This window comes from Microbispora sp. NPDC046973 (genome assembly GCF_040644495.1).
In the GTDB taxonomy this organism is placed as follows: Bacteria; Actinomycetota; Actinomycetes; order Streptosporangiales; family Streptosporangiaceae; genus Microbispora.
Genome location: NZ_JBEYWQ010000010.1, coordinates 216301 through 241589, shown reverse-complemented (window position 1 = coordinate 241589; position 25289 = coordinate 216301). Strand labels below are relative to the sequence as shown.

Annotated in this window: 20 protein-coding genes; 8 read left to right on the top strand and 12 right to left on the bottom strand. The window is 71.4% G+C overall.

All coding sequences use genetic code 11. From position 1 onward, the window contains the following. Positions 1 to 40: 40 nt before the first annotated feature. Positions 41 to 3514, bottom strand: a complete 3474-nt coding sequence (locus tag ABZ860_RS20840) for a LamG-like jellyroll fold domain-containing protein (RefSeq protein WP_357222432.1) — start codon at positions 3512 to 3514, stop codon at positions 41 to 43. Between the two features lie 132 nt (positions 3515 to 3646). Further along, a complete protein-coding gene (locus ABZ860_RS20835) occupies positions 3647 to 3775 on the bottom strand; it encodes a hypothetical protein (protein WP_357222430.1) in 129 nt (42 codons plus the stop codon). On the opposite strand from ABZ860_RS20835, the gene ABZ860_RS20830 reads away from it, so the two are divergent. Next, positions 3776 to 4423: a LysE family translocator gene (locus ABZ860_RS20830; RefSeq protein WP_357222428.1), complete on the top strand. Its 648-nt coding sequence runs from the start codon at positions 3776 to 3778 to the stop codon at positions 4421 to 4423. Here ABZ860_RS20830 and ABZ860_RS20825 read toward each other — a convergent pair. The 3 genes from ABZ860_RS20825 to ABZ860_RS20815 all read right to left on the bottom strand — a co-directional run bounded on the left by ABZ860_RS20825 (position 4389) and on the right by ABZ860_RS20815 (position 7962). Further along, positions 4389 to 5870, bottom strand: a complete 1482-nt coding sequence (locus ABZ860_RS20825; protein ID WP_357222426.1) for an amino acid permease — start codon at positions 5868 to 5870, stop codon at positions 4389 to 4391. The two genes, ABZ860_RS20830 and ABZ860_RS20825, sit on opposite strands and share 35 nt — an antisense overlap. A 66-nt stretch (positions 5871 to 5936) precedes the next feature. Continuing rightward, positions 5937 to 7850 (bottom strand): 1-deoxy-D-xylulose-5-phosphate synthase, encoded by a 1914-nt coding sequence (dxs, locus tag ABZ860_RS20820; protein WP_357222424.1) that lies wholly within the window; start codon positions 7848 to 7850, stop codon positions 5937 to 5939. A gap of 37 nt (positions 7851 to 7887) precedes the next feature. Further along, positions 7888 to 7962 (bottom strand): hypothetical protein, encoded by a 75-nt coding sequence (locus ABZ860_RS20815; protein WP_193208412.1) that lies wholly within the window; start codon positions 7960 to 7962, stop codon positions 7888 to 7890. A gap of 128 nt (positions 7963 to 8090) precedes the next feature. On the opposite strand from ABZ860_RS20815, the gene ABZ860_RS20810 reads away from it, so the two are divergent. Next, entirely contained in the window at positions 8091 to 8882 is a 792-nt protein-coding gene (locus tag ABZ860_RS20810; protein WP_357222422.1) for a neutral zinc metallopeptidase, read from the top strand. Between the two features lie 5 nt (positions 8883 to 8887). Here ABZ860_RS20810 and ABZ860_RS20805 read toward each other — a convergent pair whose 3' ends face one another. From ABZ860_RS20805 to ABZ860_RS20790, 4 genes are all read right to left on the bottom strand, one after another. Then, positions 8888 to 10093, bottom strand: coding sequence for an ROK family transcriptional regulator (locus ABZ860_RS20805; RefSeq protein WP_357222420.1), 1206 nt, complete (start codon positions 10091 to 10093; stop codon positions 8888 to 8890). Positions 10094 to 10175: 82 nt separating this feature from the next. After that, a complete protein-coding gene (locus ABZ860_RS20800; RefSeq protein ID WP_357222418.1) occupies positions 10176 to 11423 on the bottom strand; it encodes an ABC transporter permease in 1248 nt (415 codons plus the stop codon). Then, on the bottom strand, positions 11420 to 12196 hold the full coding sequence (locus ABZ860_RS20795) for an ATP-binding cassette domain-containing protein (protein ID WP_357222416.1): 777 nt from the start codon (positions 12194 to 12196) through the stop codon (positions 11420 to 11422). The genes ABZ860_RS20800 and ABZ860_RS20795 overlap by 4 nt, the downstream gene beginning before the upstream one ends. Before the next feature lie 222 nt (positions 12197 to 12418). Next, the gene (locus ABZ860_RS20790; RefSeq protein ID WP_357222414.1) at positions 12419 to 13540 is read right to left on the bottom strand and encodes a sugar ABC transporter substrate-binding protein; all 1122 of its coding nucleotides are present in this window, start codon (positions 13538 to 13540) and stop codon (positions 12419 to 12421) included. A 380-nt stretch (positions 13541 to 13920) separates the two neighbouring features. Here ABZ860_RS20790 and ABZ860_RS20785 point away from each other — a divergent pair, with 380 nt between their 5' ends. Genes ABZ860_RS20785 through ABZ860_RS20775 form a run of 3 tightly spaced genes read left to right on the top strand, consistent with a single transcriptional unit; the run spans position 13921 to position 18397 of the window. Continuing rightward, positions 13921 to 14556, top strand: coding sequence for an ATP-binding cassette domain-containing protein (locus tag ABZ860_RS20785; protein ID WP_357222413.1), 636 nt, complete (start codon positions 13921 to 13923; stop codon positions 14554 to 14556). Continuing rightward, entirely contained in the window at positions 14553 to 15395 is an 843-nt protein-coding gene (locus tag ABZ860_RS20780; RefSeq protein ID WP_357222411.1) for an ATP-binding cassette domain-containing protein, read from the top strand. The genes ABZ860_RS20785 and ABZ860_RS20780 overlap by 4 nt, the downstream gene beginning before the upstream one ends. Continuing rightward, complete coding sequence (locus ABZ860_RS20775) at positions 15392 to 18397, top strand: hypothetical protein (protein ID WP_357222410.1); 3006 nt, start codon at positions 15392 to 15394, stop codon at positions 18395 to 18397. Before ABZ860_RS20780 ends, ABZ860_RS20775 begins: the two co-directional genes overlap by 4 nt. 282 nt (positions 18398 to 18679) lie before the next feature. Here ABZ860_RS20775 and ABZ860_RS20770 read toward each other — a convergent pair whose 3' ends face one another. Beyond that, entirely contained in the window at positions 18680 to 19405 is a 726-nt protein-coding gene (locus ABZ860_RS20770) for a sulfite exporter TauE/SafE family protein (RefSeq protein ID WP_357222408.1), read from the bottom strand. 176 nt (positions 19406 to 19581) lie between these two features. Here ABZ860_RS20770 and ABZ860_RS20765 point away from each other — a divergent pair, with 176 nt between their 5' ends. Further along, complete coding sequence (locus tag ABZ860_RS20765) at positions 19582 to 19896, top strand: hypothetical protein (protein WP_357222406.1); 315 nt, start codon at positions 19582 to 19584, stop codon at positions 19894 to 19896. Further along, positions 19877 to 20212 carry a type II toxin-antitoxin system PemK/MazF family toxin gene (locus ABZ860_RS20760; RefSeq protein WP_357222404.1) on the top strand — a complete coding sequence of 112 codons (336 nt, stop codon included), beginning with the start codon at positions 19877 to 19879 and terminating at the stop codon, positions 20210 to 20212. Before ABZ860_RS20765 ends, ABZ860_RS20760 begins: the two co-directional genes overlap by 20 nt. A 171-nt stretch (positions 20213 to 20383) precedes the next feature. Here ABZ860_RS20760 and ABZ860_RS20755 read toward each other — a convergent pair whose 3' ends face one another. After that, positions 20384 to 23158, bottom strand: coding sequence for an aconitate hydratase (locus tag ABZ860_RS20755; RefSeq protein WP_357222402.1), 2775 nt, complete (start codon positions 23156 to 23158; stop codon positions 20384 to 20386). 259 nt (positions 23159 to 23417) lie between these two features. Further along, a complete protein-coding gene (locus tag ABZ860_RS20750; RefSeq protein ID WP_357222400.1) occupies positions 23418 to 24140 on the bottom strand; it encodes a metal-dependent hydrolase in 723 nt (240 codons plus the stop codon). A 412-nt stretch (positions 24141 to 24552) separates the two neighbouring features. Here ABZ860_RS20750 and ABZ860_RS20745 point away from each other — a divergent pair, with 412 nt between their 5' ends. Then, positions 24553 to 25287 (top strand): PadR family transcriptional regulator, encoded by a 735-nt coding sequence (locus ABZ860_RS20745; RefSeq protein WP_357222398.1) that lies wholly within the window; start codon positions 24553 to 24555, stop codon positions 25285 to 25287. Positions 25288 to 25289: the final 2 nt, after the last annotated feature.

The window sequence follows — 25289 nt, the reverse complement described above, 5'->3', positions numbered from 1 at the left end:
TCCGGTTGAACGACGTGGATGTGGGGGGACGAGGCGGCGGTCAGCCGTCCAAGGGGAGCCTCATGGCGAGGTTCAGGACCTGACGGTCGGTGAGGGCCCCGGCGTAGGTGCGGACGTCGTCCACGTCACCGGCGAAGTAGTCCACGATCGCGCCCTTGTACTTGGCCCGGCCGATCTCGAGGGGCCCGCTCGCGTGCCAGGCGGTCGCGAAGGGCCGCTCGTCGGTGAGCTGGCCGTTGACGTACAGCCGCAGCTCCTTGGCGACCTCGTCGTACACGCCCGCCAGGTGGGTCCAGGTGTTCAGCGACATGCAGCCGACCACGTCGACCGACTTGGTCTGCGTCATCACCTCGGAGTCGGTGTCGTCGCTCGTCGTGGCGAACGACCAGTGGTCGACCTTGACCCCGTTCTCGGTGAACCACCGGTAGCCCAGGTAGAAGCCGCTGTTCCTGCTCCCGTCCTGGCTGACGACGGTCATGTTCTGGCTCGGCACGGCGCAGGTGTCGTCGCCCGTCAGACGCACCCAGGCGGCGACGGTGAAGCTGTGGTCGGTGCGGATCGGCGCCGAGGCGGTGGACGCGTAGGCCGTGGTGCCGTCGAGACCGAGCACGCCGGCGCCGTCGACGCCGTCGTCCGACCAGCCGGCGCTCCCCTTGAGGGTCGCCGTCCTGCCATAGCCGGAGGAGTCGGCCGCGGCGGTGCCCGTTCCCTCGTCGAACGCCCATCGGCCGAACAGGGCCGGGGGCTGCTTGGCCATGGCGGCGATCTCGTTGCCGAGCGCCGGGTCGTTCACCGTGCGGGGGTCGTCGGACAGGATGCGGTCCCAGACCCGGACCTCGTCGATGTCACCGGCGAAGTTCTCCTGGAAGGTCCCGTTGTACTTCACCCGCCCGAGCTGCAGCGGCCCGGCGGCGTCCCAGGGCGTGTAGGTGTAGGTGGTGGGGGCGGACTGCCGTATGCCGTTCACGTACAGGCGGAGCTGCCTGGCCGGTGCGTCGTAGACGCCCACGAGGTGGGTCCAGACGCCGGCCTGCGGCGCGGCGTCGCTCACGGCCCGGACGATCACGGGATCGTCCTTGTCGGCGTCGTACTTGTTGAAGATCCAGCGCTTGTACCCCGAGGAGTAGTAGAGCTGGAAACCGACGCCCCTGTTGCCGGCTTGGCTCACGACCGTGGAGTTCCTGCTGGTGTCGGTCAGGCGCACCCAGGCCGACACCGACATCCCCCTGTCGGTGTGCACCACGGGCCCGGCGGTGGTGCCGTAGGCGGTGGAGCCGTCGAGATGCAGCGCGCCGTTCACGCGGCCGCCGGCCCAGCCGGTGGTCCCGGACAGCGTCAGCGGGTGCGGATCCGCGGCCGAGTCGGCGGCACTGTTCCCGGACGTCTCGTCCAGATGCCACTGGCCGGCCGAGTCGGCGCCGGCCTTCACATAGAAGCTGTACGCGGTGGGCGTCCTGCCCACGTTGCCCGCCTTGTCCACCGGGAACACGTACAGCGTGTTCAGCCAGTCGTGCCGCGGCGCGACCCTCACGGTCACCGACGTCTGCCCGGTGGGCACGGTGACCTGGGTCGCGGCGGTGGCGAGATTCGGATCGTCCAGGGCGTACCGGAAGCTCGTCACGTCGCTCTCGCCGTCTCCCGGGCCGAGGGTGAACGCCCCCTCCGAGCCGACCCCGCCCCTCCAGTCGTCGGGGGTGTCCGCGGGGTAGTCCCCCGAGGTCACCTTCGGCAGCGACGCCGGGTCGACCGTGTCGACGGTGAACTCGCACCAGGCGCTCCACGCGCTGGCGTCGGTGCCGTCGTAGGCCCGCACTTTGTAGGCGTACGACTCACCGGTGACCAGACCGGACAGCGTGATCGAGTGGTCGGTCGCCGTGGTGGTGTACTTGTACGCCGTCTTGCCGCCGCCGGGCAGCGAGGAGGTCACATCGTCCCAGGTCGCTGTGGCCGTGTTGTAGTGGTGCATGACGAACTCCGCGCGCACGCCGTCGTTCGCCTTGTCCGGGTCGTAGACCTTGGCCTTGAGCCTGATCGGGTTCGCGGCGTCGCCCGCGTTGATCCACGGGCGGTTCGCCCCCGTCACGCACGGCGTGCCGGGGTAGGTGCCCACCCCCGACGGCGTGGCGGGCGGGGTGTTGTAGTCGATCACAAGCTTGGGCGAGCTGCTGAAGCCCTTCCAGCCCCACACGCTGCCCGCGCCGTCGTCGTAGTCCTTCAGCCCGAACGTCGTGTTCGACCAGCCGTTCTTGGCGGCCTTGACGATCGCGCCGGTGACGTCGAACTCGAGGCCCTTGTCCGGGCAGGAGGAGCTGTATCCCGCGTCGGAGGCGACGCTGTCGAGATGGTCGGCCCAGGACGGCTGGTGGCTCCAGGTGGTGGACGTGGAGATGCCCCCGGTCAGCCAGAGCTGGGCGACCTGCGGATCCGACCTGCATCCCCACGACTTGGTCTGGGTGATCCGGAACGTCGCCTTGAGGATGTGCTTGCCGTTGACGTTGTCGGAGTCCATCCGGAAGAACGACCGCTTGACCCCGCTGCCGTAGTAACCGATCTCGGGTGTGTGCGTGGAGTCCCAGTACGACTCGGAGGGATAGGCCTTGTCCACGTAGGTCCAGTGCAGCTTCGACCCCGACCACTGAGGGTCGATGTAGACCGGGTAGACCGTGTCCGCGCCGGTCAGCACCGAACTGTCGGGTTTGAGGGCCACCCGGTCCCCGGCGACGTCGACGCCCAAGAGCGCCTGCTTGGCCTGCTGACGCGGCCCGGCGACCGCCGGTCCGAGGTCTTTGCCGGAGGAGTCCCACATGCGGGGCTGCGGCGCGTGGAAGACCTCCGTCCCCGTGTCGGTCACGGCGCTCAGGGCGCCGGCGGGCGTCTTGCGCACGGTCAGCCCGTTCGCCCGCATGCCGAAGGCGAGCCCGGCCAGCGCCGGGTTGTCCGCGGCCTCCCGGGACTTCACCACCAGGACCTCGGAGTATCCGAGCACCGAGGCGGTCACCTTCAGGTCGACCCCGGGCAGCACGGACTCGTACGTCGCGGTGTCGCCGTCGAGGACGGGCTTCGGCAGCGTCCCGGGCCAGGTCATCGCGACCGAGCGCCCGCCGTCGCCGATGGTCGCCAGCGGCGCCGTCCCGCCCCCGGAGAAGGACAGGTCAAGCGGCGCCGCGACCGGCCGCACCGTGCCGTCGGCGGCGAAGCGCAGGGTGGTGTCGACGTCGGCCCAGCCCGCGCCGCGCCGCACCCGCTCGGGCAGCGCCGACGTCTCGGAGGTGAGGCTGCCGTCGGCGTTGGCGAACACCTGCCGCGTCTCGGTGCGCAGCGGCAGCACCTCCACCCGCTGCCGCGACGTCCGCGCGAGCTCCGTCGCCTCCCTCTCGGTCGAGGCGACGGCCGGTGCCGGCGCGGGTGAGGGGGTGGTCTCGGCCGCCGCCGGCAGGGCGGGGCCGGCGTGTACGGCGCCGGCCGTCAACAGAGCGCAGGCGGCCAGGGCGATGCCGCGCGGGCGTAGGCGCATCGGGTCTCCATCAGGCAGGGGGTACGCGCAGAACCGGCAACGGTTCTCCCTCAGCAGATCAGGACCCGGTCCACGGCCGGTTCACCCGGAATGAACCGGGTCGAACCTGGTTGATCCGGCGTCTCGGATGCCCTACGGGCAGACGTTCCGGTAGGAGACGCCGGGAAGGCACCTCTGCCAGTCCCGCTCCGGCAGGGTGTGCCCCATCGCGGGCGCGCACCCGGCCGCGTACTCGCGCTGCTCCACCGGCGATAGCCTCACGTGCGGACGAAACGGGAGGTCGCCGGCGTGACGGAACTGCTGATGGGGCTCAGTCTCGGCCTGGGCGCGGGTGTCACGCCCGGTGCGCTGCTGACGCTCGTCATCACGGCCAGCCTGCGCGGCGGGTTCCGCTCGGGGGTGCGCCTGGCCTGCGTGCCGCTGCTGTCCGACCTGCCCGTGGTGCTGCTCGCCGTGACCGCCGTCGGGGCGCTGCCGCAGGTGCTCCTGCGCGTGCTGTCGGTCGGAGGCGGGCTCTACGTCGTGTATCTGGGCGTGGAGACGCTACGCGAGGCTCGTGCGGCGCTGCCGCCCCGTCCCGGCGAGGACGCGCCCTCCTCCGCGAGGGAGGTCCTGCGCGGTGTGGTGGTGAACCTGCTCAACCCCCACCCCTGGCTGTTCTGGATCGCGGTGGGCTCCCCGATCTTCGTCTCGGCGTGGGACCGGGCCCCGGCGTACGCGCTGGCCTTCGTGGGCGGGTTCTACCTGGTCCTGGTGGGTTCCAAGGTGGCGCTGGCGGGGGCCGTGGGGGCCGGCCGGCACCGGCTGACCCCCCGCGGCTACCGCCTGCTGCTGGGCGCGAGCGGCGTGCTGCTGGCCGTCGTCGGCGCCGTGCTCACCGTTCGAGGACTGCTTCCCCGGGGGTTGTAGCCGCCACCCTGCTGCGCCGGCGGCCGTACAGGAAGTAGACGGCGGTGCCCACGACCATCCAGACGAAGAACCGGATCCAGGTCTCCACGGGCAGGTTGAGCATCAGGTAGGCCGAGGCCAGCACCGACAGGATCGGCACCACCGGCACGAACGGCGTGCGGAAGGAACGGGGCAGGTCGGGGCGGGTCCTGCGCAGGACCATCACCGCCACCGCGACGATCACGAACGCGAACAGCGTGCCGATGTTCACCAGTTCCGCGATGGCGCTCAGCGGGATCAGCGCCGCGAGCAGCGCGGTGACCGCGCCGATGACGATCGTGATCCGGTACGGCGTGCGGAACGTCGGGTGGACCTTGGCGAGGGACCGGGGCAGGAGGCTGTCGCGGCACATCGCGAACAGCACCCGGCTCTGGCCCAGCATGAGGATCATCACGACCGTGGTGAGCCCGGCGATGGCTCCGATGCTGATCAGCGTCGCCATCCAGGGCTGGCCCACCGACCGGAACGCGTCGGCGAGCGGGGCCGACGCGCTGAGCTCCGAATAGTGCTGCATGCCGACGACCACGAGTGAGACCGCCACGTAGAGGATCGTGCAGACGACCAGCGAGGCGATGATCCCGATCGGCAGGTCGCGCTGCGGGCGGCGGGTCTCCTCCGCCGCGGTCGCCACGACGTCGAAGCCGATGTAGGCGAAGAACACCAGGGCGGCGGCGGTGAAGACGCCGAAGACGCCGTACGCGACGGGCTGCACGCCGAACAGCACCTGGATGAGCGGGGCCTTCATGCCCTCCCCCGCGGCCATCTGATGCGACGGCGGGATGAACGGCTGGTAGTTGGCCCCCTTGATGAAGAACAGCCCGGCGATGATCACGAGCAGCACGACGGCCAGCTTGACCGCCACCATGGCGCCGTTGAACCGGGCCGACATCTTGATCCCGGCCACCAGCACCCCGGTCAGCAGGATCACGATCACCGCCGCCGGGATGTTGAAGACGGCCTCGTCGCCTGCGATGGAGGACGGCAGGTAGATCCCGAAGTTCTTCAGCAGCGAGGCGAAGTAGCCCGACCAGCCCGAGGCGACCACCGCCGCGCCCAGTGCCAGCTCCAGCATCAGGTCCCAGCCGATGATCCAGGCCGGGAACTCGCCGATGGTCGCGTACGCGTAGGTGTAGGCCGAGCCGGCGACCGGAACCGTGGCGGCGAACTCGGCGTAGCACAGGGCCGCGAGCGCGCACACGATCCCGGCGACCACGAAGGAGATCGCGACGGCCGGGCCGGCCGTGTTGCGTGCCGCCACGCCGGTCAGCACGAAGATGCCGGTGCCCACGATGACGCCGATGCCGAAGACGGTGAGATCGAGAGCGCTCAGGCTGCGCCTGAGCCGATGCTCGCCGCCTTCGGCATCCTCAATCGACTGTTCTACCGGCTTCGTCCGGAAAAGGCTCATCCGCAGGCTCCTCATCACGTCGATGACCTGCAGACTTCCCGGTCACACCGGTATTACTCCTGGTTGTCAATCGGTGGGCTGCACGAGCCGCGCCGGGTGGCTCTCCATCACCTGCGACCGGCGCGCCACGGCCTCGGTGATCTGGCGGGCGAGGTCCTGCCCGGTCAGGCCGATCCCGGAGAGGATCTTGGCCCGCTTGGCGTGGTCGAGGAAGCGCTGGGGTATCCCATAGGTCCGCACCGGCACGTCCACGTCGGCGTCGCGCAGCAGGCGCGCCACGGCGTCGCCCACGCCGCCGACCCGGCCGTTGTCCTCCACCACGACGACCAGCTTGTGCGCGGCGGCGGCCAGCACCAGGGCCGGGTCCAGCGGCTTCACCCAGCGGGGGTCCACCACGGTGGCCGAGATGCCCTGCGCGTCGAGGAGGGTCGCGGCCTCCATGCAGATCTCGGCCATCGGGCCGACCGCGACCAGCAGCACGTCGGCGTCGCCGGCGCGGAGCACGTCCATCTCGCCGAGCTTGCCGACGGCCTCCACGTCCTTGGGCAGGGCGCCCTTCGGATAGCGGACCACCGACGGGCCGTCGCCGATGCCGACCGCCTCGGCCAGCAGCTCGCGCAGCCGCGCGCCGTCGCGCGGGACGGCGATCGACAGCCCGGGGATCACCTGCAGGATCGACAGGTCCCACATGCCGTTGTGACTGGGGCCGTCGTCCCCCGTCACGCCCGAGCGGTCGAGCACGACGGTGACCGGCAGGCGGTGCAGCGCCACGTCCATCAGGAGCTGGTCGAAGGCCCGGTTGAGGAACGTCGCGTAGAGGGCCACGACCGGGTGGAGGCCGCCGATGGCGAGCCCGGCGGCGCTGGTCAGGGCGTGCTGCTCGGCGATGCCCACGTCGTAGGTCCGGTCCGGGTACGCCTCGGCGAACGCCGCCAGGCCGACCGGGTGGAGCATCGCCGCGGTGATCGCGACGACGTCGTCCCGCTCGCCGCCGATCTTCACGATCTCCTCGCTGAACACGTTGGTCCAGCTGTGCGGCTTGGGCCGCTCCTCGCCCGTCAGCGGGTCGAACGGGCCGGGACCGTGGAAGCAGTCCTCGTCGTGGTTCTCCGCGTGCGTGTAGCCGTTGCCCTTGCGGGTGAGCACGTGGACGATGACGGGCCCGCGGAAGTCCCTGGCGCGGCGCAGGGCCGCCTCCACGGCGCCCTCGTCGTGACCGTCGATCGGGCCGACGTACTTCAGGCCGAGGTCCTCGAACATGACCTGCGGGGTCAGGATGTCCTTCAGGCCCTTCTTGATGCCGTGCAGCGTGTCGTAGAGCGGCGCGCCGACCACGGGCACCCGGCCGAGGTTGTTCTTCACCAGTTCGAGCACGTGCTCATAGCCCTGGGTCATCCGCAGGGACGACAGGTGGGAGGCGAGACCGCCGATCGTCGGCGAGTAGGAGCGGCCGTTGTCGTTGACCACGATGATCAGCGGCAGGTCCTTGCGCCCGGCGATGTTGTTCAGCGCCTCCCAGGCCATGCCGCCGGTCAGCGCGCCGTCGCCGATCACCGCCACCACCGTGCGGCCGGTCTCCCCGCGCAGCGTGATCGCCTTGGCCAGCCCGTCGGCGTACGACAGGGCGGTGGAGGCGTGCGAGTTCTCGATGACGTCGTGCTCGGACTCGGTCTGGCTGGGATACCCCGACAGGCCGCCCTCCTGCCGCAGCGTGCCGAACTGCCCGGCCCGCCCGGTCAGCATCTTGTGCACGTACGCCTGGTGGCCGGTGTCGAACAGGATCGGGTCGCGCGGCGAGTCGAAGACCCTGTGGAGGGCGATGGTCAGCTCGACGACGCCGAGGTTGGGCCCGAGGTGGCCGCCGGTCTTCGCGACGGAGGAGACCAGCAGGTCGCGGATCTCCGCCGCCAGCACGGTCAGCTCCCCGGCCTCCAGGCGCTTCACGTCGAGCGGGTCCTTGATCGTCTCCAGAATCCCCACCGCTCATCCTTCCCGCTCGCCATCGAACGGATCGAGTCTAGTTCGAGGAAGGTGCGGGGGTATCAGGGGTTGCACCGAACCTCCACAAGACCTTCCCGGTGCCGACGTCGATCCCGCTTTACCCGTCGCCGCCTCCTGCCCTACCCTCATGATCCATCGAAAGGAAAGTCCGCATTACCGGATATTCGGGCGATTCGCCACATTCCTGACTATCTCTCTGTCCGCTTGGGATGCCCACTGATGATTCGCATAAGCCTCCGCGCGGCCGCCGTCGCGGTCACGGCGGTGGCGGGAGCCCTGTCCCTCACCGGCGCGGCGGTCGCCTCCGGCGCCTCGGCGCGGCCCGTGCCCACCGGCCCGGAGGCGCTGACGAGGAACCCGCTCTACACCACGGGCCGGTTCGAATCCTCCGAGTGCGCCGAGCCGGGCCGACGGGCCGACGACCTCGCCTCCTACCGGGCCTACCTGGACGACCTGTTCGGCTGCCTCAACCGGACCTGGAGCGAGGTGTTCCGGCGGGCCGGACTGCGGTTCTCCCCGCCCAGGGTGCGATACATCACAAAGAGCGTGAACACGGGCTGCGGGCAATACGTCGCGAGCTACGCGGCGGGCCTGTACTGCCCCAGGAACACGACGATGTGGATCATGCTGTCCAAGGAGGAGCTGTCGGACCCCATGGGGTTCGAGCTCTTCACGGTCGTCACCCACGAGTACGGCCACTACGCCCAGGACCGCGCCGGCATCCTGGCCGAGTTCGAGCGGCAGTCCCGCACGCTGAGCGGGAAGCGGGCCGACGACCTCAACCGCCGCGTCGAGCTGCAGGCCGAGTGCTTCTCCGGCGCCTTCGTCGCCAGCGTCTGGCCCTCGCTCGGCCGCGACCGGCACGACTGGGACGAGCAGCTCAGGTGGGCCGTCGGCGACAGGTGGCACGGCAAGACGCGCAACATCCGCTACTGGCTCACGCGCGGCTGGTCGGGTCGCGGCCCGAAGGTGTGCGACACCTTCTCCGCCCCCGCCTCCAGGGTCGCCTAGCCGCCTCAGGGGGCTACTCGGGACAGCGCTTCGAGGGGGTCGGCGAGCACCTGGGCGAAGGCCAGCTCGGCCGCCCCCATCAGCGTCGCGTCGTCGCCCAGGGCCGAGGTGCGCAGCCGCACCTGCTCCCGCGTCGCGCGCAGGGTGCCGGTGGCGATCCGGCTGCGCACCTGGGCGGCCGAGCCCAGGTAGATCTCCCGCAGGATGCCGCCGAAGACGACCATCTCGGGGTTGAAGACGTTCACCAGGCTGGCCACGCCGAGCCCGAGCCAGTTGCCCACGTGGGCGAGGGCCTCCTGGGCCATCACGTCGCCCCGGTCGGCGGCGTCGACGACGGCGCGGACCGCGTCCCTGCCGATCATCTCGCCGTACCGGCCGGCGTGCTCCATCAGGGCCGGCTCCCCCACTTCGGCCTCAAGGCACCCGCGCGAGCCGCAGGCGCACGGGCGGCCGTCGGGGTTGACCACCATGTGGCCCACCTCGCCGCCGTACCCGCCGTACCCCCCGAGGAGCTGGCCGTTCACGATGATGCCGCCGCCGATGCCCACGTCGCCGTGCAGGTAGATCAGGTCGCGGCAGCCGGCGCCGATTCCCCGGGTGTGCTCGGCGAGCGCGCCGAGGTTGGCCTCGTTGCCCATCGCCACGGGCAGCCCGAGCGCGAGCCGCTTCGTCAGCTCCTCCCCCAGCGGCACCTCGAACGCGCCGATGTTCGGCCCGATCCTGACCACGCCGTCGGAGGCGCGGACCACTCCGGAGACCGCCGCCGCCGCGCCGACGCAGATCGTGTCCTCGCGCGTCCTGCGCCGCATCTGCCGGGCGAAGCCCGCCAGCGTCCCCACGACCTGCGCCATGTCGAACGGCCCGCGCGCCCGTACGGCCTCGCGGCGGTCGAGGATCACGCCCCCGAGGCCGATGCGCGCGGCGGCCAGCCGGTCGACCCCGACCTCGAAGGCGAGCACGTAGACGCGGGCCGTCTCCGGGCGGACGACCAGCGACGGCCGTCCCGCCCGGCCGGTGTCCTTGGGCAGCTCCTCCCTGACGAGGCCGGCCGCCGTCAGGTCCGCCGTGAGCGCCATGATGGTGCTCCGGTTCAGCCCCATCAGCGAGGTCAGCTCGGCCCGCGAGGTCGGCCCTCCGAGATGGACGTGCCGCAGCAGCGTCCCGAGGTTGTGCTTGCGGATCTCCTCCTGTGAGGGACCGGCGCGCATCATCGGGGAGCCTCGGATTCCGTGGGGTCGGGGGGAACCTGAGCAGGTCAGGGGTCGGAGATCACCTTATCGAGTCCCGATCACGTCATCTTCTGCCGGTCGCCGCCGCGCGCTTCCTCGACAGCGCGTCCACGCCCGCGGCGAGCAGGAGCACCGAGCCGGTCACGACGAACTTGACGCCGGCGCTGTAGCCCATGAGGCCCATGCCGTTCTCGATGACCGCGACCACCGCGCCGCCGAGCAGCGCGTCGAGTGCCCGGCCCTTGCCGCCGAAGAGGCTGGTGCCGCCGATGACGGCCGCGCCCACCGCGAACAGCAGCACGTTGCTGCCGCCGGTGTTGGGGTCGACGGAGTTGGCCCGCGACGCCGCGATGATGCCGCCGATGGAGGCCATGAAGGAGCAGATGACGAAGGCGGAGATGCGGATGCGGTCCACGTTGATGCCGGCCCGGCGGGCGGCCTCGGCGTTGCCGCCGACCGCGTAGATGTGCCGGCCGTACGCCGTGCGCCGCAGCACGAAGGTCCAGACGATCAGCAGGATCACGATCAGCGGGACGACGATCGGCACGCCCTTGAGCGACACGAGCGCCGCGTTGCGGCTGCGCTCCAGGTTGAGCACGTACACCGCGAGTCCGGCGACCACGGCGAGCGTCACGACCCGGGCGGCGATGACCGCGATGGGGGTGGCGACCAGGCCGCGGCCCGCGCGGCGGCGCGCCTGCACGAACTGGATGGCGGCGTACGCGGCGACGCCCACGATCAGCGCGACCCAGCCGGCGACCGGCGGGACGTTCTTGTTCGCGATCGCGAGGATCGTCTCGTCGCGGATCGAGATGTTGGTGCCGTCCTTCACCAGCAGCAGCACGACGCCCTGGAAGGCCAGGAACGCCGCCAGCGTGACCACGAAGGACGGGATGCCGAGCTTGGCCACCAGCGACCCGAGCACCAGGCCGATGACCGCGCCGGTGACCATCGCGGCCAGGACCGCGAGATACCAGGGCCAGCCCTGCAGGGTCAGCAGCACGGCGAGCACCGCCGCGCAGACGCCGCTCGCGAAACCGGCGGACAGGTCGATCTCGCCGAGGAGGAGCACGAAGATCAGGCCCATGGCGATGACGGCGACCGCCGCGCCCTGGGTGAACAGGTTGGCGAAGTTGACCGCCGACAGGAAGGCCGGGCGCAGGACCGAGAAGACGACGCAGAGGATGACGAGGCCGAAGACCGCGGGCAGCGCCCCCAGCTCACCACCCTTGACCCGCTCGAGGTAGCCCTTGACGTGCACGCCGATCGCGGAATCGGCGTTCTCCTGCTTGGGGAGCGTTTCGGTTGTCATGATGCCGCTCCGTTGCCGTTCTTGAGCCCGAGCTCCCCGCTGCGCCCGGAGGTGATCAGTTCCACGATCTGCGCGTGAGTCACTTCGGATGCCTTGACCTGGGCCGCCATCCGTCCCAGGTAAAGCGCCGCGATCCGGTCGGACACGGCGAAGACGTCGTTCATGTTGTGGGAGATGAGCACCACCGCGAGACCCTTGTCGGCCAGGCGGCGGACCAGCTCGAGCACCTGGGCGGTCTGCGCGACGCCGAGGGCGGCGGTCGGCTCGTCGAGGATGACGACCTTGCTGTTCCACAGCACGGCCTTGGCGATCGCCACGGTCTGCCGCTGACCGCCGGACAGGCTGGAGACGTGCTGGCGCAGCGACTTGACGGTGCGGACCGACAGGCCGGCCAGGGTCTTGGCCGCCATCTCCTCCATCGTGTCCTCGTCCAGGACCAGGCCGCTGCGACGCTCGCGGCCGAGGAACATGTTCTGCACGATGTCGAGGTTGTCGCAGAGGGCGAGGTCCTGGTAGACGATCTCGACGCCCAGCGCCGCCGCGTCCCTGGGCCCGCTCACGTGGACCCGCTCGCCCTGGAAGAAGTACTCGCCCGAGTCGATCGGGTGGATGCCGCCGATGCACTTGACCAGCGTCGACTTGCCGGCGCCGTTGTCGCCGACGAGTGCTGTCACCTCACCCGGGTAGGCCGAGAAGGCGACGTCGTGAAGGACCTGCACGGGGCCGAAGCTCTTGTTGATGCCGCGCAGTTCCAGGATCGGTCCCTGGGACACGATGGGCTACTCCGTAGATCGATGGGGCCGGTACGGCGCCGTTCTCCGGGCCGCCTCTCGTCGCTCCGGGCGGTGCGGGGCGCCCTGTGTCCCTCCGGACGGACAGGTCGTCTCAGGACTGCGCCTTTGAGACGGCGCGCCCCGCACGGTGCTCGTCGCGGCTCAGCACGTCACCCGCTCAGGGGGTCCGCGTCGCCGTACGCACCCGGTGGATGGATGTGCTTAGCTGATGCCGGCCTCGGTGCACTTGTCGGCGAACTCGCCGGTGCACAGCTCGTCCTTGGTCACGAAGCCGTCGGCCACGACGTCCTTGACGTTGTCGAAGTAGATGGCCTGGGGCTCCAGCAGCACGGAGGGAACGTCACGGTTGCCCTCGGTGTCCTTGACCGTGCCGCTCGCCTGCGGCTGCTCGCCCTTGGCCAGCGAGACGGCGAGCTGCGCGGCGGCGTCGGCCTCCTTCTTGATGGCCTTGTAGACCGTCATGCACTGGTCGCCGGCGAGGATGTTCTGCAGGCCCTGCACGGTGGCGTCCTGGCCGGTGACCGGGACCTTGCCGTTCAGCTTCTGCTTCTTCAGCACCGAGATCGCGGCGTTGCCGAGGCCGTCGTTGGCGGCGAGGACACCGGCGATCTTCGGCTCCTGGGTCAGCATCTGCTCGAAGATCGTGCCGGCCTGGGTGTTGTCCCAGTCCGGAACCGACTGGTCCGGGCCCTTCTTGTAGTCGCCGGAGTCGTACTTCGGCTGCAGCACGCTGTCGTAGCCCTGCTTGAACAGCGTGGCGTTGTTGTCGGTCGGCGAACCGTTCAGCTCGGCGACGATCGGCTTGTCGGCCTTCTTGTCGGTCAGGCACTTGACCAGGCCCTCGCCCTGCAGCTTGCCGACCGCCGTGTTGTCGAACGACACGTAGTAGGAGGCGCTGCCGCCGAGCGTGAGGCGGTCGTAGTCGATCGTCGCGACGCCCTGCGACTTGGCCTTGTCCAGCACGGCCTTGCCGGTGCCGCTGTCGAGGTTGACGATCATCAGGACGGTCGCGCCGTTGGTGATCATCTGGTCCGCGATCGTCTGGAACGCGGTCTTGTCGCCCTGGGCGTTCTGGATGTCGTACTGGACGCCCGCCGTCTTGAACGCCTCCTCCAGGTACTTGCGGTCGGCGGTCTCCCACCGGGCGGAGGACTTGCTGTCCGGCAGGATGACGCCGATCTTGCCGGGCTTGGCGTCACCGGCGGCGGCCGAGGGGGCGCCGCTGGTCTGCGCGGAGGTGTCACCGCTCTCGCCCCCGCAGGCGGTGAGACCGAGGGTGAGCGCCGCGGCGGCGGCGCCGATGCTGAGGATCCCCTTGCGCATGATGCGTGGGTCCTTTCTTTGACTGGGGGTCTATGAGGGGGTGCGGCCGAGCCGGTGCCCCTTCCCGCCGTCTGGGCAGATCTGGTGGGCTGTAGGCACCTTGGCCACCCGGTACGGCAGGGGCCGGGTCACGGCGTTCACCGCTCCAGGGAATGTTGTTTGAGACAACGTAAGCCCAAAGCCCAGGTGGTGAAAGACACAGGACGGTAACGTTTGTTGTCTGCGGTAACAATGAAGAAACGTACGATCGACATCGGACGGCGTTACGTCCCGCCCGGCTCGATCGATTGATCGTGACACGTTCGTGATCCCGGGACTCCTACTGTCGGCAGGGACGCCCCGCGCGTACGGCGGCGGGGCCGGCGATGCGGAGGCCGGTGATGCCCCAGCCCGTCCTGTCCTGCCAGTCGCTGAGCTGCCGCGCCGGCGGCCGCGAGGTCGTGCGCGACCTGTCGCTGGACATCGCGCCGGGCGAGCGCGTCGCCCTCGTCGGCCCGTCGGGCTCGGGGAAGACCACCCTGCTGACCACGCTCGGCGGCCTGCTGAAGCCCGCCGCCGGCCGCGTGCTGGCCGGCGGCGTGCCGCTCGGCGAGCACCCCGGCCTGCGCCGGGAGACCGCGCTGGTCTTCCAGTCCTACGGCCTGCTGTCGCTGCTGACCGCCGCGGAGAACGTGGAGGTCGCCCTGCGCGCCGCCGGCCGCACGGCCCGGGAGGCCGGGGCCGAGGCGGCCGAGGCGCTGGCGCGCATGCGGCTCACGGCCTACGCCGAGCACCTCGTCGAGGAGCTGTCCGGCGGCCAGCAGCAGCGGGTGGCGGTCGCCCGGGCCCTCGCGCTCCGCCCGCGGGTGCTACTGGCCGACGAACCGACGGCCGAGCAGGACAAGGTCAACCGGGCGCTGGTACTGGAGGCCCTGCTCGCGTCGCCCGCCGCCCTGGTCGTGGCCACCCACGATCCGGAGGTGGCCGGCCGGTGCGACCGCGTGGTCGAACTGCGGGCGGCGGTGAGCCGGCGGTGACCGCTCCGGTGACCGCGCCCGCGCATGTCGCCGCGAACGTCGCCGTGCGCTGCGACGGTGTCGTGCAGATCTACAAGACCAGGGAGATCGAGGTCGTCGCGCTGCGCGACATCGATCTGGTCGTGGAGGACGGCGAGAGCGTGGCGCTGCTCGGGCCTTCGGGTGCGGGCAAGTCCACCCTGTTGTGGCTGCTCGCGGGGCTGCTGCGGCCGAGCGCGGGACGGCTGTGGCTGGGCGGCGCCGAGGTCGGCAAACTCGGCCCGCGCGCGCTCGATCGGCTGCGTGCCGCCCACATCGGCGTCGTCCTGCAGAATCCGGCCCGCAACCTCATCCCGTACGCCTCCGCGGCGCAGAACGTCGCCTTCGCCCAGCGGGCCGTACGGCGGCGGGCCCGGCGGCCGGCGGGCGAGCTGCTGGAGCGGGTCGGCCTCGCCTCCGTGCGGGACCGCCCGGCCGGGCTGCTGTCGGGCGGCGAGCAGCAGCGCCTCGCCGTCGCGATCGCGCTGGCGAACCGGCCCCGCCTGCTGCTCGCCGACGAGCCCACCAGTCAGCTCGACGCCGAGTCGGGCCGTGCCGTGGTCGAGCTGATCAAGGAGATGGGCCCCACGTCCGTGGTGGTCACCCACGATCCCCGGGTCGGCGAGGCGATGAGCCGTACGGTCACCATCAGGGACGGGCGGATCGGGGCCGAGGGCAGGGACGGCGAGGACTTCGTGGTGATCGGGCGCGAGGGCGCGGTCCAGCTTCCGCCCGAATATCACGAACTGCTGCCACCGGGATCGATGGCCCGGGTCGAGCCGCTGCGCGACGGCGTGATCCTGCGAAGGGCCGGCGAATGATCCTCCGCGGCCTGTGGCAGCGCCGGTGGCTGTCGCTCGCGCTTCTCGTCGTGGCCGCCGTCACGGTGGCCGCCGCGTCCCTCGGCCCTCTCTACGCCCAGGCGGCGCGCACCGCCGTGCTCCGCGAGGCCCTGGACGCCGCCCCTCCCGACCACCGGGGCTGGCGCGTCACGTCGGTGCGCGGCGACGCCGGCGATCTCGCCCGCCGGGTGTCCGCGCCGTACCTGCGGCCGGCCGTCCCCGGCGCCGAACTGCTCAGCCCCGAGCCGCGGGGCAAGAAGACCTACCCGCTGATGTGGCAGGAGGGTCAGTGCGGCCACGTGACGCTGCTCGCGGGCCGCTGCCCGCGCGCGGCCATGGAGATCATGGTGACCCGCGCGTCCGGGTTCCGGGTCGGCGCGGGCGTGAAACTGACCTCGATCACGACGCGGGAGAACGGCGAGGAACGCCTCGTGCCGCTGCGCGTGGTGGGGATCTACCGGCCCGACCCCGGCGACCCGTTCTGGTTCGGCCGCAACCTGTTCCCCCAGACGGCCGGGGTGCGCGAAGGGAACGGCGACCCGCTCCTCACGGTTCCGCGGACGCAGGCGCTGTCGGGCCTGCCGACGGGCGCGAGCGCCGCCGACGCCGCCGCGGGGAACGCCTGGACCGGGTACGCGATCGTCTACACCGACCCGCGGTTGATCACCGGCGGTGATCTGGCCGGGCTGGAGTCGGCGCACGCCCGGCTGGCGGGCATGGGGCGCAGCGGGGACGCCGTCACGGTCTTCACCCACATGGAGGACACGCTCGCGCGGATCCGCGGCCAGATCGACTCGCTGTCGGTGCCGGTGACCCTCGTGACCCTGCAACTCGCGGCGCTGGGCTGGCTGCTGCTGTTCCTCACCGTGCGCGACCTCGTCACCGCCCGCGCCCCGGAGACCGCCCTGGCCCGGCTGCGCGGCCTGAGCACCGCGCGGATGTGGGCGTTCGGCCTGTCGGAACCCGTGGTGCTGCTGCTGGCCGCCCTGCCGCTCGGCCTGGCCGCCGCGTGGGCGGTGGCCGCGCGGCTGGCCGGCGAGTTCCTGCGCGCGGACGTGCCCGTCACGCTGGACGGGCCGACCGCGCTCTACGGCCCGGCCGCCGTCGCGGGCGGGCTCCTTGCCGCCGCCGCGGCGGCGTGGAGCGCCGTCACACGGCCCGTGGTCGAGCAGTGGCGGCGCACCCCGCGCGCCCGGCGCCGCACCTGGATCCCCGAGGCCGTGGTGCTCGCCCTCGCCGGCGTCGGGCTCGTCGAACTGCTCGCCGGCGGCCCCCTCGGCGGCGCCGCCGCCCAGAACACGGGAGCCCTGCTCGCGCCCGGCCTGCTCGCGGTGGCGTTCGCGCTGCTCGCGCGGCGCCTGCTGCCGCTCGCGTGCGCCGCGCTGTTCCGGCTCACCCGCTCGCGGGGCGGAATCGCGCCCTTCCTCGCCGTACGCCAGATCGCCCGTGGGAGCGCCACCGGCAGCACGGTGATCGTACTCGGCGCGGGGCTGGGCCTGGCGGTCTTCGCCGTCGCCGCGTGGTCGGTGACCTCGCGCAACTTCGCCGAGGTGGCCCGCGTCCACAACGGCGCGGAGACCGTGTTCGTGGTGCGGGCCGGGGACGCCGCGACGCTGCGGCGGGTGTCGGCCGGCATCCCCGGCAGCGCGCCGGTCATCCGCCTGCCCGGGCCGCCCGTCATGCTGGCGACCGACCGCGCGAGGTTCGCCGCCGTCGCGCTGTGGCGTCCGTCGTACGCGGGAGGCTACGCGCTGGAGGATCTGATGCCGCGGCTGACGGCCCCCGTGGCTCCCCGCGTGCCGCTCACCGGCGACCGCATCCGGGCCCGCCTCGCCGTGGGCGACATCCCTCCCGGCTGGACGGTCGTCCTGTTCGCGAACGTGCGGGTGCCGGGGCAGGACCAGCCCGCGGTGCTCCCCCTCGCCCGGCCCGAGCACGGGCGGACGGTCTACGAGTGGGGGTTGCCCGCGGCGTGCCGTACGGCGACCTGCGAGCTGCGCGGGCTGCGCGTCGAGTCGACGCCCACCGGCACCGCCGACTTCGAGCACCCGCCGGGCGACCTGGGCGTCATTCGGCTGGACGTGCGGCGGGACGGCCACTGGACCGCCGTCGACGCGGGCCTCACCGACAGGGCGAGGTGGCGGCCCGCCGCTGCCGGGCAGGCCGGGCTCGTCCTGTCGATGTCCCCCTGGGCCGGGGCGGCCGGCGGCGCGGGCGCGGCCGTGCCCGCCACGTTCCCCGATCCGCTGCCCGCCCTGACCAACGGGACGCCGGGCAACCGGAAGCTGCCCGGCCTGGACGGCCGCTTCGCCTCCGGCTACGTCCCGGCCGTGGCCGCCGCCGCCGTGCCCGGCCTCGACGCCGTCGGCGGGGTGGTCGACATCGAACTGGCCGACAGGGCCGCGTACGGGAACTCGGACAAAGCCGAGTTCCAGATCTGGGCGGCGCCCGGCCGCGCGGGCGCGGTCCTCGCGGGCCTGCGGGCCGCCGGGGTGCCGGTCCTGGCCACCCGCACCACCGCCGGACTGCGGACCGGATACGCGAGCGAGGGGCCGGGTCTCGCGCTGATCCTGCTCGTCGTGGCGGCGGGCGCCGCCGCCCTGCTCGCCCTCGGCCGCGCCGTCCTGGCGCTGTACGCGGCCGCGCGGCGGCGCACTGTGGAACTGGCCGCGCTGGAGGCGGCGGGGGCCCGCGTCGGCCCGCTGCGGCGCTCCCTGCTCATCGAGCAGGCCGTGACGCTGACGTGGGCGGCCGTCACCGGCGTGCTCGCGGGCGTGACGGCCGCCCACGTGGCCCTGCCCCGGGTGCCCGAGTTCGCCGAGCCGCCGCTGACGCCGGCGCTCGCCTACGCGATCGTCCCCGGCCCGGTCGTCCTCGTGGCCGCCGCCGCCCTGGCCGCCTGCCTGGTCGCCGCCGCGGCGACCGCCGAGCTGCTCCTGCGCGGCGTCCGGGTCGAACGGCTGCGGGAGTCGTCCGCCTGACCCGATTCCGCGGCCCGCCTCCGGCCGTACGACTACCCGGCGTGACCCGGGGGCGGCCCGTAAGGCCGCTGCGACGGCTGAACGGGTTGGACCGCTGGCCCGGCTGCACTGGCTGGCCCGGCTGCGCAATGCCGTAACCGGGAGGCGGTCCGTGGTCCCCCTCCGTGTGAGGACACCAAGAGTGCCGATCTTGGGAGGACCTGTCCAGTCCCGGCCGGGGCCACGGCGCTCGGGCAACCGCGGCGAGGCGGCGTGCTCAGTGCGCGAGTCCGGTGGAGTGGTTCAGTGGGCGAGGCTCTGCCCGAGCAGCGCGCAGGCGGAGACCGCGGCCACCGCCAGGACGGCCGTGCGGACCCGCCCGCCGTCGAGGTAGCGGCGCAGGGGCCCCGAGGCCGCGAAGCCGAGCAGGACGAAGGGCACCAGTGCCGCCCCCGCGGCCAGGGCGCGCCCCGGGAGCCTGTCGAGGGCGGCGAGGATGACGAGCGACTGTGCGGCGCTCACGCAGAAGAACATCGCCAGCGTCGCCCGGATCTGCGGGCCGCGGGCGCTCTGGTAGACCAGGGCGATCGGTGGGCCGCCGATCCCGGTGGCCGTGCCGGTGATCCCCGAGAGGAATCCGGCGGCCGTCAGCGTCGCGCCGTTGCGCGGCACGGACACGGCGCGGGCCGTCAGCACGACCGCGACCAGCACCATCACGCCGACCAGCACGCCGAGCGTCGCCGTGCTCACGTAGACGACCACGAGGGCGCCGATCGCGCTGCCCGGCAGCCGGCCCAGCAGGGCCCATCCCGCTCCCCGCCATTCGGCCCTGCGCCACTCCCTGGCCAGGGTGAACAGCGGCATCGCCATGTTGACGACCTGGACCGCCCCCGGCATGACCGAGGGGTCGAGCAGCGTGATCAGGGGTGCGGCCACCAGGCCGAGCCCGAACCCCACCCCGCCCTGCACGACCGCCCCGATGAAGACGGCCACTCCCCCGATGAGCAGCAACGCCACGTCGTGATCCATGCGCGGGACCCTAGCGGTGCCCCCGTCGCGCACGGCAACCGGTTATCCGGCCCAGGAACTCGGACAATCACCGTCAGTAATTGAAATATGTTGCGAGAGTAATCAGAGCCTTCGTAGACTCCCGCATAGCGACATGGCCATAGCGCTTTTTGTAGACAGGATCGTAGCCTCGCCGTATGGGGAGCGAGCAACGCCACACGACGATCCGGGTCAGCGCTCTTACTCGCGACAAGCTCGCGGCGATCGCCAAGCAGGAAGGCAGACCCATGACAGCAGTGATCGACGACGCCGTCGCCGAATACGAACACAAGAAGTTCTGGGAGGAGATGCGAGCAGCGGTCGAGCGGACCCGGCGAGAGGACCCCGAGGGCTGGGCTGACTACCTGGCGGAGACAGCCCTCCTCGACGGCGCCGCTCCAGACGGTCTCGAGCCGGAGGACTGGTCCTCCCACCTGCCCCCGAAGGAGCACGATGCGGATAACGCGCGGTGACCTCTGGCTGGCCGACTACGGCCAACCGACCGGCCGAGAGCAGGGCGGGCCGAGGCCGATGGTGGTCATGAGCGGCCGCGCGGTCAACGACGTGCGCATAGGCCTGGTGTTCACCGTGCCGCTGACCAGCACCGAACGCGGCTGGCCCAGCCATGTAGAGATCGCCCCGGGCACGGGTTTGGAGAAGCAGAGCTGGGCGATGGTGGAGCAGTTCCGCGCCCTCTCCGTGCAGCGGCTGACCAGGAGGATCGGCTGGGTGGAGGAGTCCACGCTCGAGAAGATGCGCGTCGTCCTGAGCCATCTCATCAGAGCGTAGGCGAGCCGCTCGGAACGCCTTGAACGCGGGGAGGACTCGGGCCTTCTGCGGCCCGTGGTTTCCGGCCTCGGCGCGGCGCCGGACCGGCGGCCCGGTGATCGACCGGGCCGCCGGTTCACGGCGGGCGCGCTGTCAGCGCGTCATGTGCCTCGTCAGCTCTTGGCGAGCCTCTCAGCTCTTGGCGAGCAGGGAGCGCAGGACGTACTGCATGATGCCGCCGTGGCGGTAGTAGTCCGCCTCGCCGGGCGTGTCGATCCGCACCACGGCCTGGAACTCGACGTCCCCGGCCCGCACGGTCACGGTGGCGGGGGTCGCACCGGTGTTGAGCTCCTCGACACCGACGATGTCGAAGGTCTCCTCGCCGGTCAGGCCGAGCGAGTCGGCGCTCTCGCCCTCGGGGAACTGCAGCGGCAGCACGCCCATGCCGATCAGGTTCGACCGGTGGATGCGCTCGTACGACTCGGCGATGACGGCGCGCACGCCGAGCAGCGCGGTGCCCTTGGCCGCCCAGTCACGCGACGACCCGGAGCCGTACTCCTTGCCGGCCAGGACGACCAGCGGGATGCCGGCGGCCTGGTAGTTCTGCGACGCGTCGTAGATGAACGCCTGCTCCCCGCCCGTGGTGAAGTCGCGGGTGTAGCCGCCCTCCACGCCGTCGAGCAGCAGGTTGCGCAGCCGGATGTTGGCGAACGTGCCGCGGATCATCACCTCGTGGTTGCCGCGGCGGGAGCCGTAGGAGTTGAAGTCCCTGACCTCGACGCCGTGCTCGCGCAGGTAGCGGCCCGCCGGAGTGTCGGCCTTGATCGAGCCCGCGGGCGAGATGTGGTCGGTGGTGACCGAGTCGCCCAGCTTGGCCAGGACCCGGGCGCCCCGGATGTCGGTGACCGGCTCGGGCTTGGCGGGCATGCCGTCGAAGTACGGCGCCTTGCGGACGTACGTCGACTCCGGGTCCCACTCGAAGGTGTCGCCGGTCGGGATCGGCAGCGACTGCCAGTGCTCGTCACCCTTGAACACGTCCGCGTAGTCGCGCTGGAACATGTCCTGGCTGATCGACTCCGACACCACCGCCGCGACCTCCTCGGGCGCGGGCCAGATGTCCTTGAGGAAGACCGGCTGCCCGTCGGAGCCGACGCCGAGCGGCTCGTTGTTCAGGTCGACGTCCATGGTCCCGGCCAGCGCGTACGCCACGACGAGCGGCGGCGAGGCCAGGTAGTTCATCTTGACGTCGGGGTTGATCCGGCCCTCGAAGTTGCGGTTGCCCGACAGCACGGCGGTGACCGCGAGGTCGTTCTCCTGGACCGCGGCGGAGATCTCCGGCTCCAGCGGGCCGGAGTTGCCGATGCAGGTGGTGCAGCCGTAGCCGACGAGGTTGAAGCCCAGCTTGTCGAGGTACGGCTGGAGGCCGGAGCGCTCGAAGTAGCCGGTGACGACCTGGCTGCCCGGGGCGAGCGAGGTCTTCACCCACGGCTTGCGCGACAGGCCCTTGTCCACCGCGTTCTTCGCCAGCAGGGCCGCGCCGAGCATGACGTACGGGTTGGAGGTGTTCGTGCAGGAGGTGATCGCGGCGATCGTGACGACACCGTGGTCGATCTCGAAGGACGTGCCGTCCGACAGCGTCACCGGCGTGGGCCGGTGCGGGCGCTCGCCGTTGCGCCGGACGGCGTGCGGCGCGTCGCCCGCCCCGCCGTGCGTGATCGCCGGAGAGTCGGAGGCCGGGAACGACTCGGCGGACGCCTCGTCGGTCGGGCCCTCGATGCTGTCCTCGGTGACGTAGGTGCGGACCGCCGCGCGCCAGGCCGACTTGGCGTCCGACAGCGGGATGCGGTCCTGCGGGCGCTTGGGCCCGGCGATCGACGGGACGACGGTCGACAGGTCGAGCTCGATGTACTCGCTGAAGACGGGCTCGGGGGCCGAGGGGTCGAGCCACAGGCCCTGCTCCTTGGCGTACGCCTCGACCAGCGCGACCTGCTCCGGCGAGCGGCCGGTGAGCTTGAGGTAGTCGACGGTCTGGCCGTCGATCGGGAAGATGGCGCAGGTGGAGCCGAACTCGGGGCTCATGTTGCCGATCGTGGCGCGGTTGGCCAGCGGCACGCTGGAGACGCCCTCGCCGTAGAACTCCACGAACTTGCCGACCACGCCGTGCTTGCGCAGCATCTCGGTGATCGTGAGCACGAGGTCGGTCGCGGTGGCGCCGGCCGGCAGCTTGCCGGTCAGCTTGAAGCCGACGACCCGCGGGATCAGCATCGAGATCGGCTGGCCGAGCATCGCGGCCTCGGCCTCGATGCCGCCGACGCCCCAGCCGAGGACGCCGATGCCGTTCTCCATCGTGGTGTGGGAGTCGGTGCCCACGCAGGTGTCCGGGTAGGCCTTGCCGTCGCGGGTCATGACCACGCGGGCCAGGTGCTCGATGTTGACCTGGTGGACGATGCCGGTGCCCGGCGGGACGACCTTGAACTCGTCGAACGCCGTCTGGCCCCAGCGCAGGAACTGGTAGCGCTCGCGGTTGCGCTCGTACTCCCGCTCGACGTTGCGCTGGAAGGAGTCGGGGTGACCGAAGAAGTCGACGATGACCGAGTGGTCGATGACCATCTCGGCCGGCGCGAGCGGGTTGATCTTCGCCGGGTCGCCGCCCAGGTCGCGTACGGCCTCGCGCATGGTGGCGAGGTCGACCACGCAGGGAACGCCGGTGAAGTCCTGCATGATCACGCGGGCGGGGGTGAACTGGATCTCGACGCTCGGCTGGGCTTTCGGGTCCCAGCCCGCGATGGCACGGATGTGGTCGGCGGTGATGTTCGCGCCGTCCTCGGTGCGGAGCAGGTTCTCCAGCAGGATCTTGAGGCTGTACGGGAGGCGCGCCGACCCCTCGACGGCGTCCAGCCGGTAGATCTCGTATGACGCGTCACCGACGCGCAGCGTGTCACGGCTGCCGAAGCTGTTCGCGGACACGAAGTTCGCCTCCCCAGGTTCCGGGCTTGTCACAGGTTTCGTGTGCATCCTCCCGCACGCACGGGACACTCCTGACAATTAGGTTGCCCTAACCTGTGCGGCTCGACGGATGTCTCGACATCAAGATATCCCTCAAGATATCTCGACATCAAGTTACTAACGGGTAGGCCGACGCTCATAGGGTTGACGTCGGCAAACAGGGGGATTTTCCGGCTTTCGGGAAGTTCGTACGGACGCGCCGACGCGGGCGCGTCCCGGCTCAGGCGGGCATCAGCCGCAGGCAGAACAGCGCGATCACCACGATCGACAGGGCGGGGCCGAGGAACTGCTTCTCGAAGGCCTTGCCGGTCTTGATGCCGATGTCCCACGGCAGGAGCCAGCGCCCCTGGATCGGCCATAAGACAGGACAGCCGCGTTCGGTCAGGCAGTCGCCGATCACGTGCACCAGGCAGCCGACCCCGATGGCGAGCCCGAGCCAGGAGTAGGTGACCCCGAGCGTCATGAAGGTGAGGAACAGCCCCGCGGTGAGCCCCACGTTCACGATCGCGGAGGTGAGCGTCTTGCCGGGCACGCCGATGCCCACGGCGCGGATCGCGAGGCCGATCATCAGCACGACCAGGATGTCACGGCCGATGGCGTAGCGGTCGCCGAGCAGGTGCGCGCCCACTCCGGCCAGGACGCTGAACAGCAGCGAGTGGGTGGCGTGCCGGTGCCCGCCGCTCACGAAGTTCACGCCCTTGCTGAGCAGCCAGGTCACCGGCCCGAACGTCTGGGCGATCGTGGCACTGGGGTGGTCGAGATCGGGCAGCATGGCCGCGCCCGCGCACACCACGGCGCCCGCGACGAGCTCGGGCGGGGTCAGGATCGGCCCCGTCATCGTCGCCAGCTCCGGATGTCCCAACGCGTCCGGCAGCGCCACCAGGGCCGGCGCCACCGCCAGCCACACCGCCGCCCCGCTGAGGGCGTGCGAGTGCCCCATCATGACAAGATCACGCTTTGAGACTGTACGGCAAAGCACCGACAAATTCCGCGAAGCACCCACCCGCCGGGACACGTGTCGGCTCCGGGCCGCGCGATCGCGGCGGGAACGTGCCACGGGACTCCGGCGTCCGGAAACGTGCCGTGCGGCGGCGCCGGAACCACTCGGCCGGAACGACAAAGACGGGATCGTCCCGCTCCAAGAGCACCCCCCAGCCCTCTCAGAGCAGAACGATCCCGTCTTCGTGAGAGGTAACGCTACGGTCTCAGCGCCTGTTCCCCGTACTCGAAAAACTTCCGCGTGAGCTATGTCACTCTTACCGAGGCATTGCTGGGAGAACGATCGCGATATATCGTTGAGGCATCGAGAACGGATCGTGAACCAGACGAATCGGCAACCAGAAGGGGGCACTGCGATGAGTTCGGCACACGCGGTCGGCGGGCCCTGGGCCCGCACAGGGTTCGAGCACCGGTTGAGACACGAGATGCGGCGCGCGATGCGCGAGGCGCTCTTGAAGGGGGCGGCCATGTGGCACCAGGAACATCACGAGGGCGGGGGCCCTCACGAGCACCGGCACAGGGGCGGCATGCGGGGGCGCGGCCCTTGGGGCGGCTTCGGGCCCGGCCCGTTCGGGCCGCCGTGGGCGGGCGGCAACTTCCCGTTCGGCGCCCGGGGCTTCGGACGGCCCAGGAAGGCCAAGCGCGGTGACGTACGGGCGGCTATCCTCGCCCTGCTCGCCGAGGAGCCGCGCAACGGCTACCAGATCATCCAGGAGATCGCCGAGCGCAGCCAGGGCGGGTGGAAGCCCAGCCCGGGCGCGGTCTACCCGGCGCTGCAGCAGCTCACCGACGAGGGCCTGGTGCGCGCGGAGGAGACCGACGGGCGCAAGACGTTCCAGCTCACCGAGGCCGGCCGCGCCTACGTCGAGGAGCACGGGGACGAGGTCAGGGCGCCCTGGGAGGAGATGACGCCGGACATCGGCGACAACGTCCACGAGCTGTTCGATCTGTCCAGGCAGGCGGCGTCCGCGCTGTTCCAGATCGCCCACTCGGGCAGCGACGGGCAGGTCAGGCAGGCGAGGCAGGTCCTGACCGAGACCAGGCGGCGGCTCTACCAGATCCTCGCCGACGGCGACCCTGTGGAGGAATGACG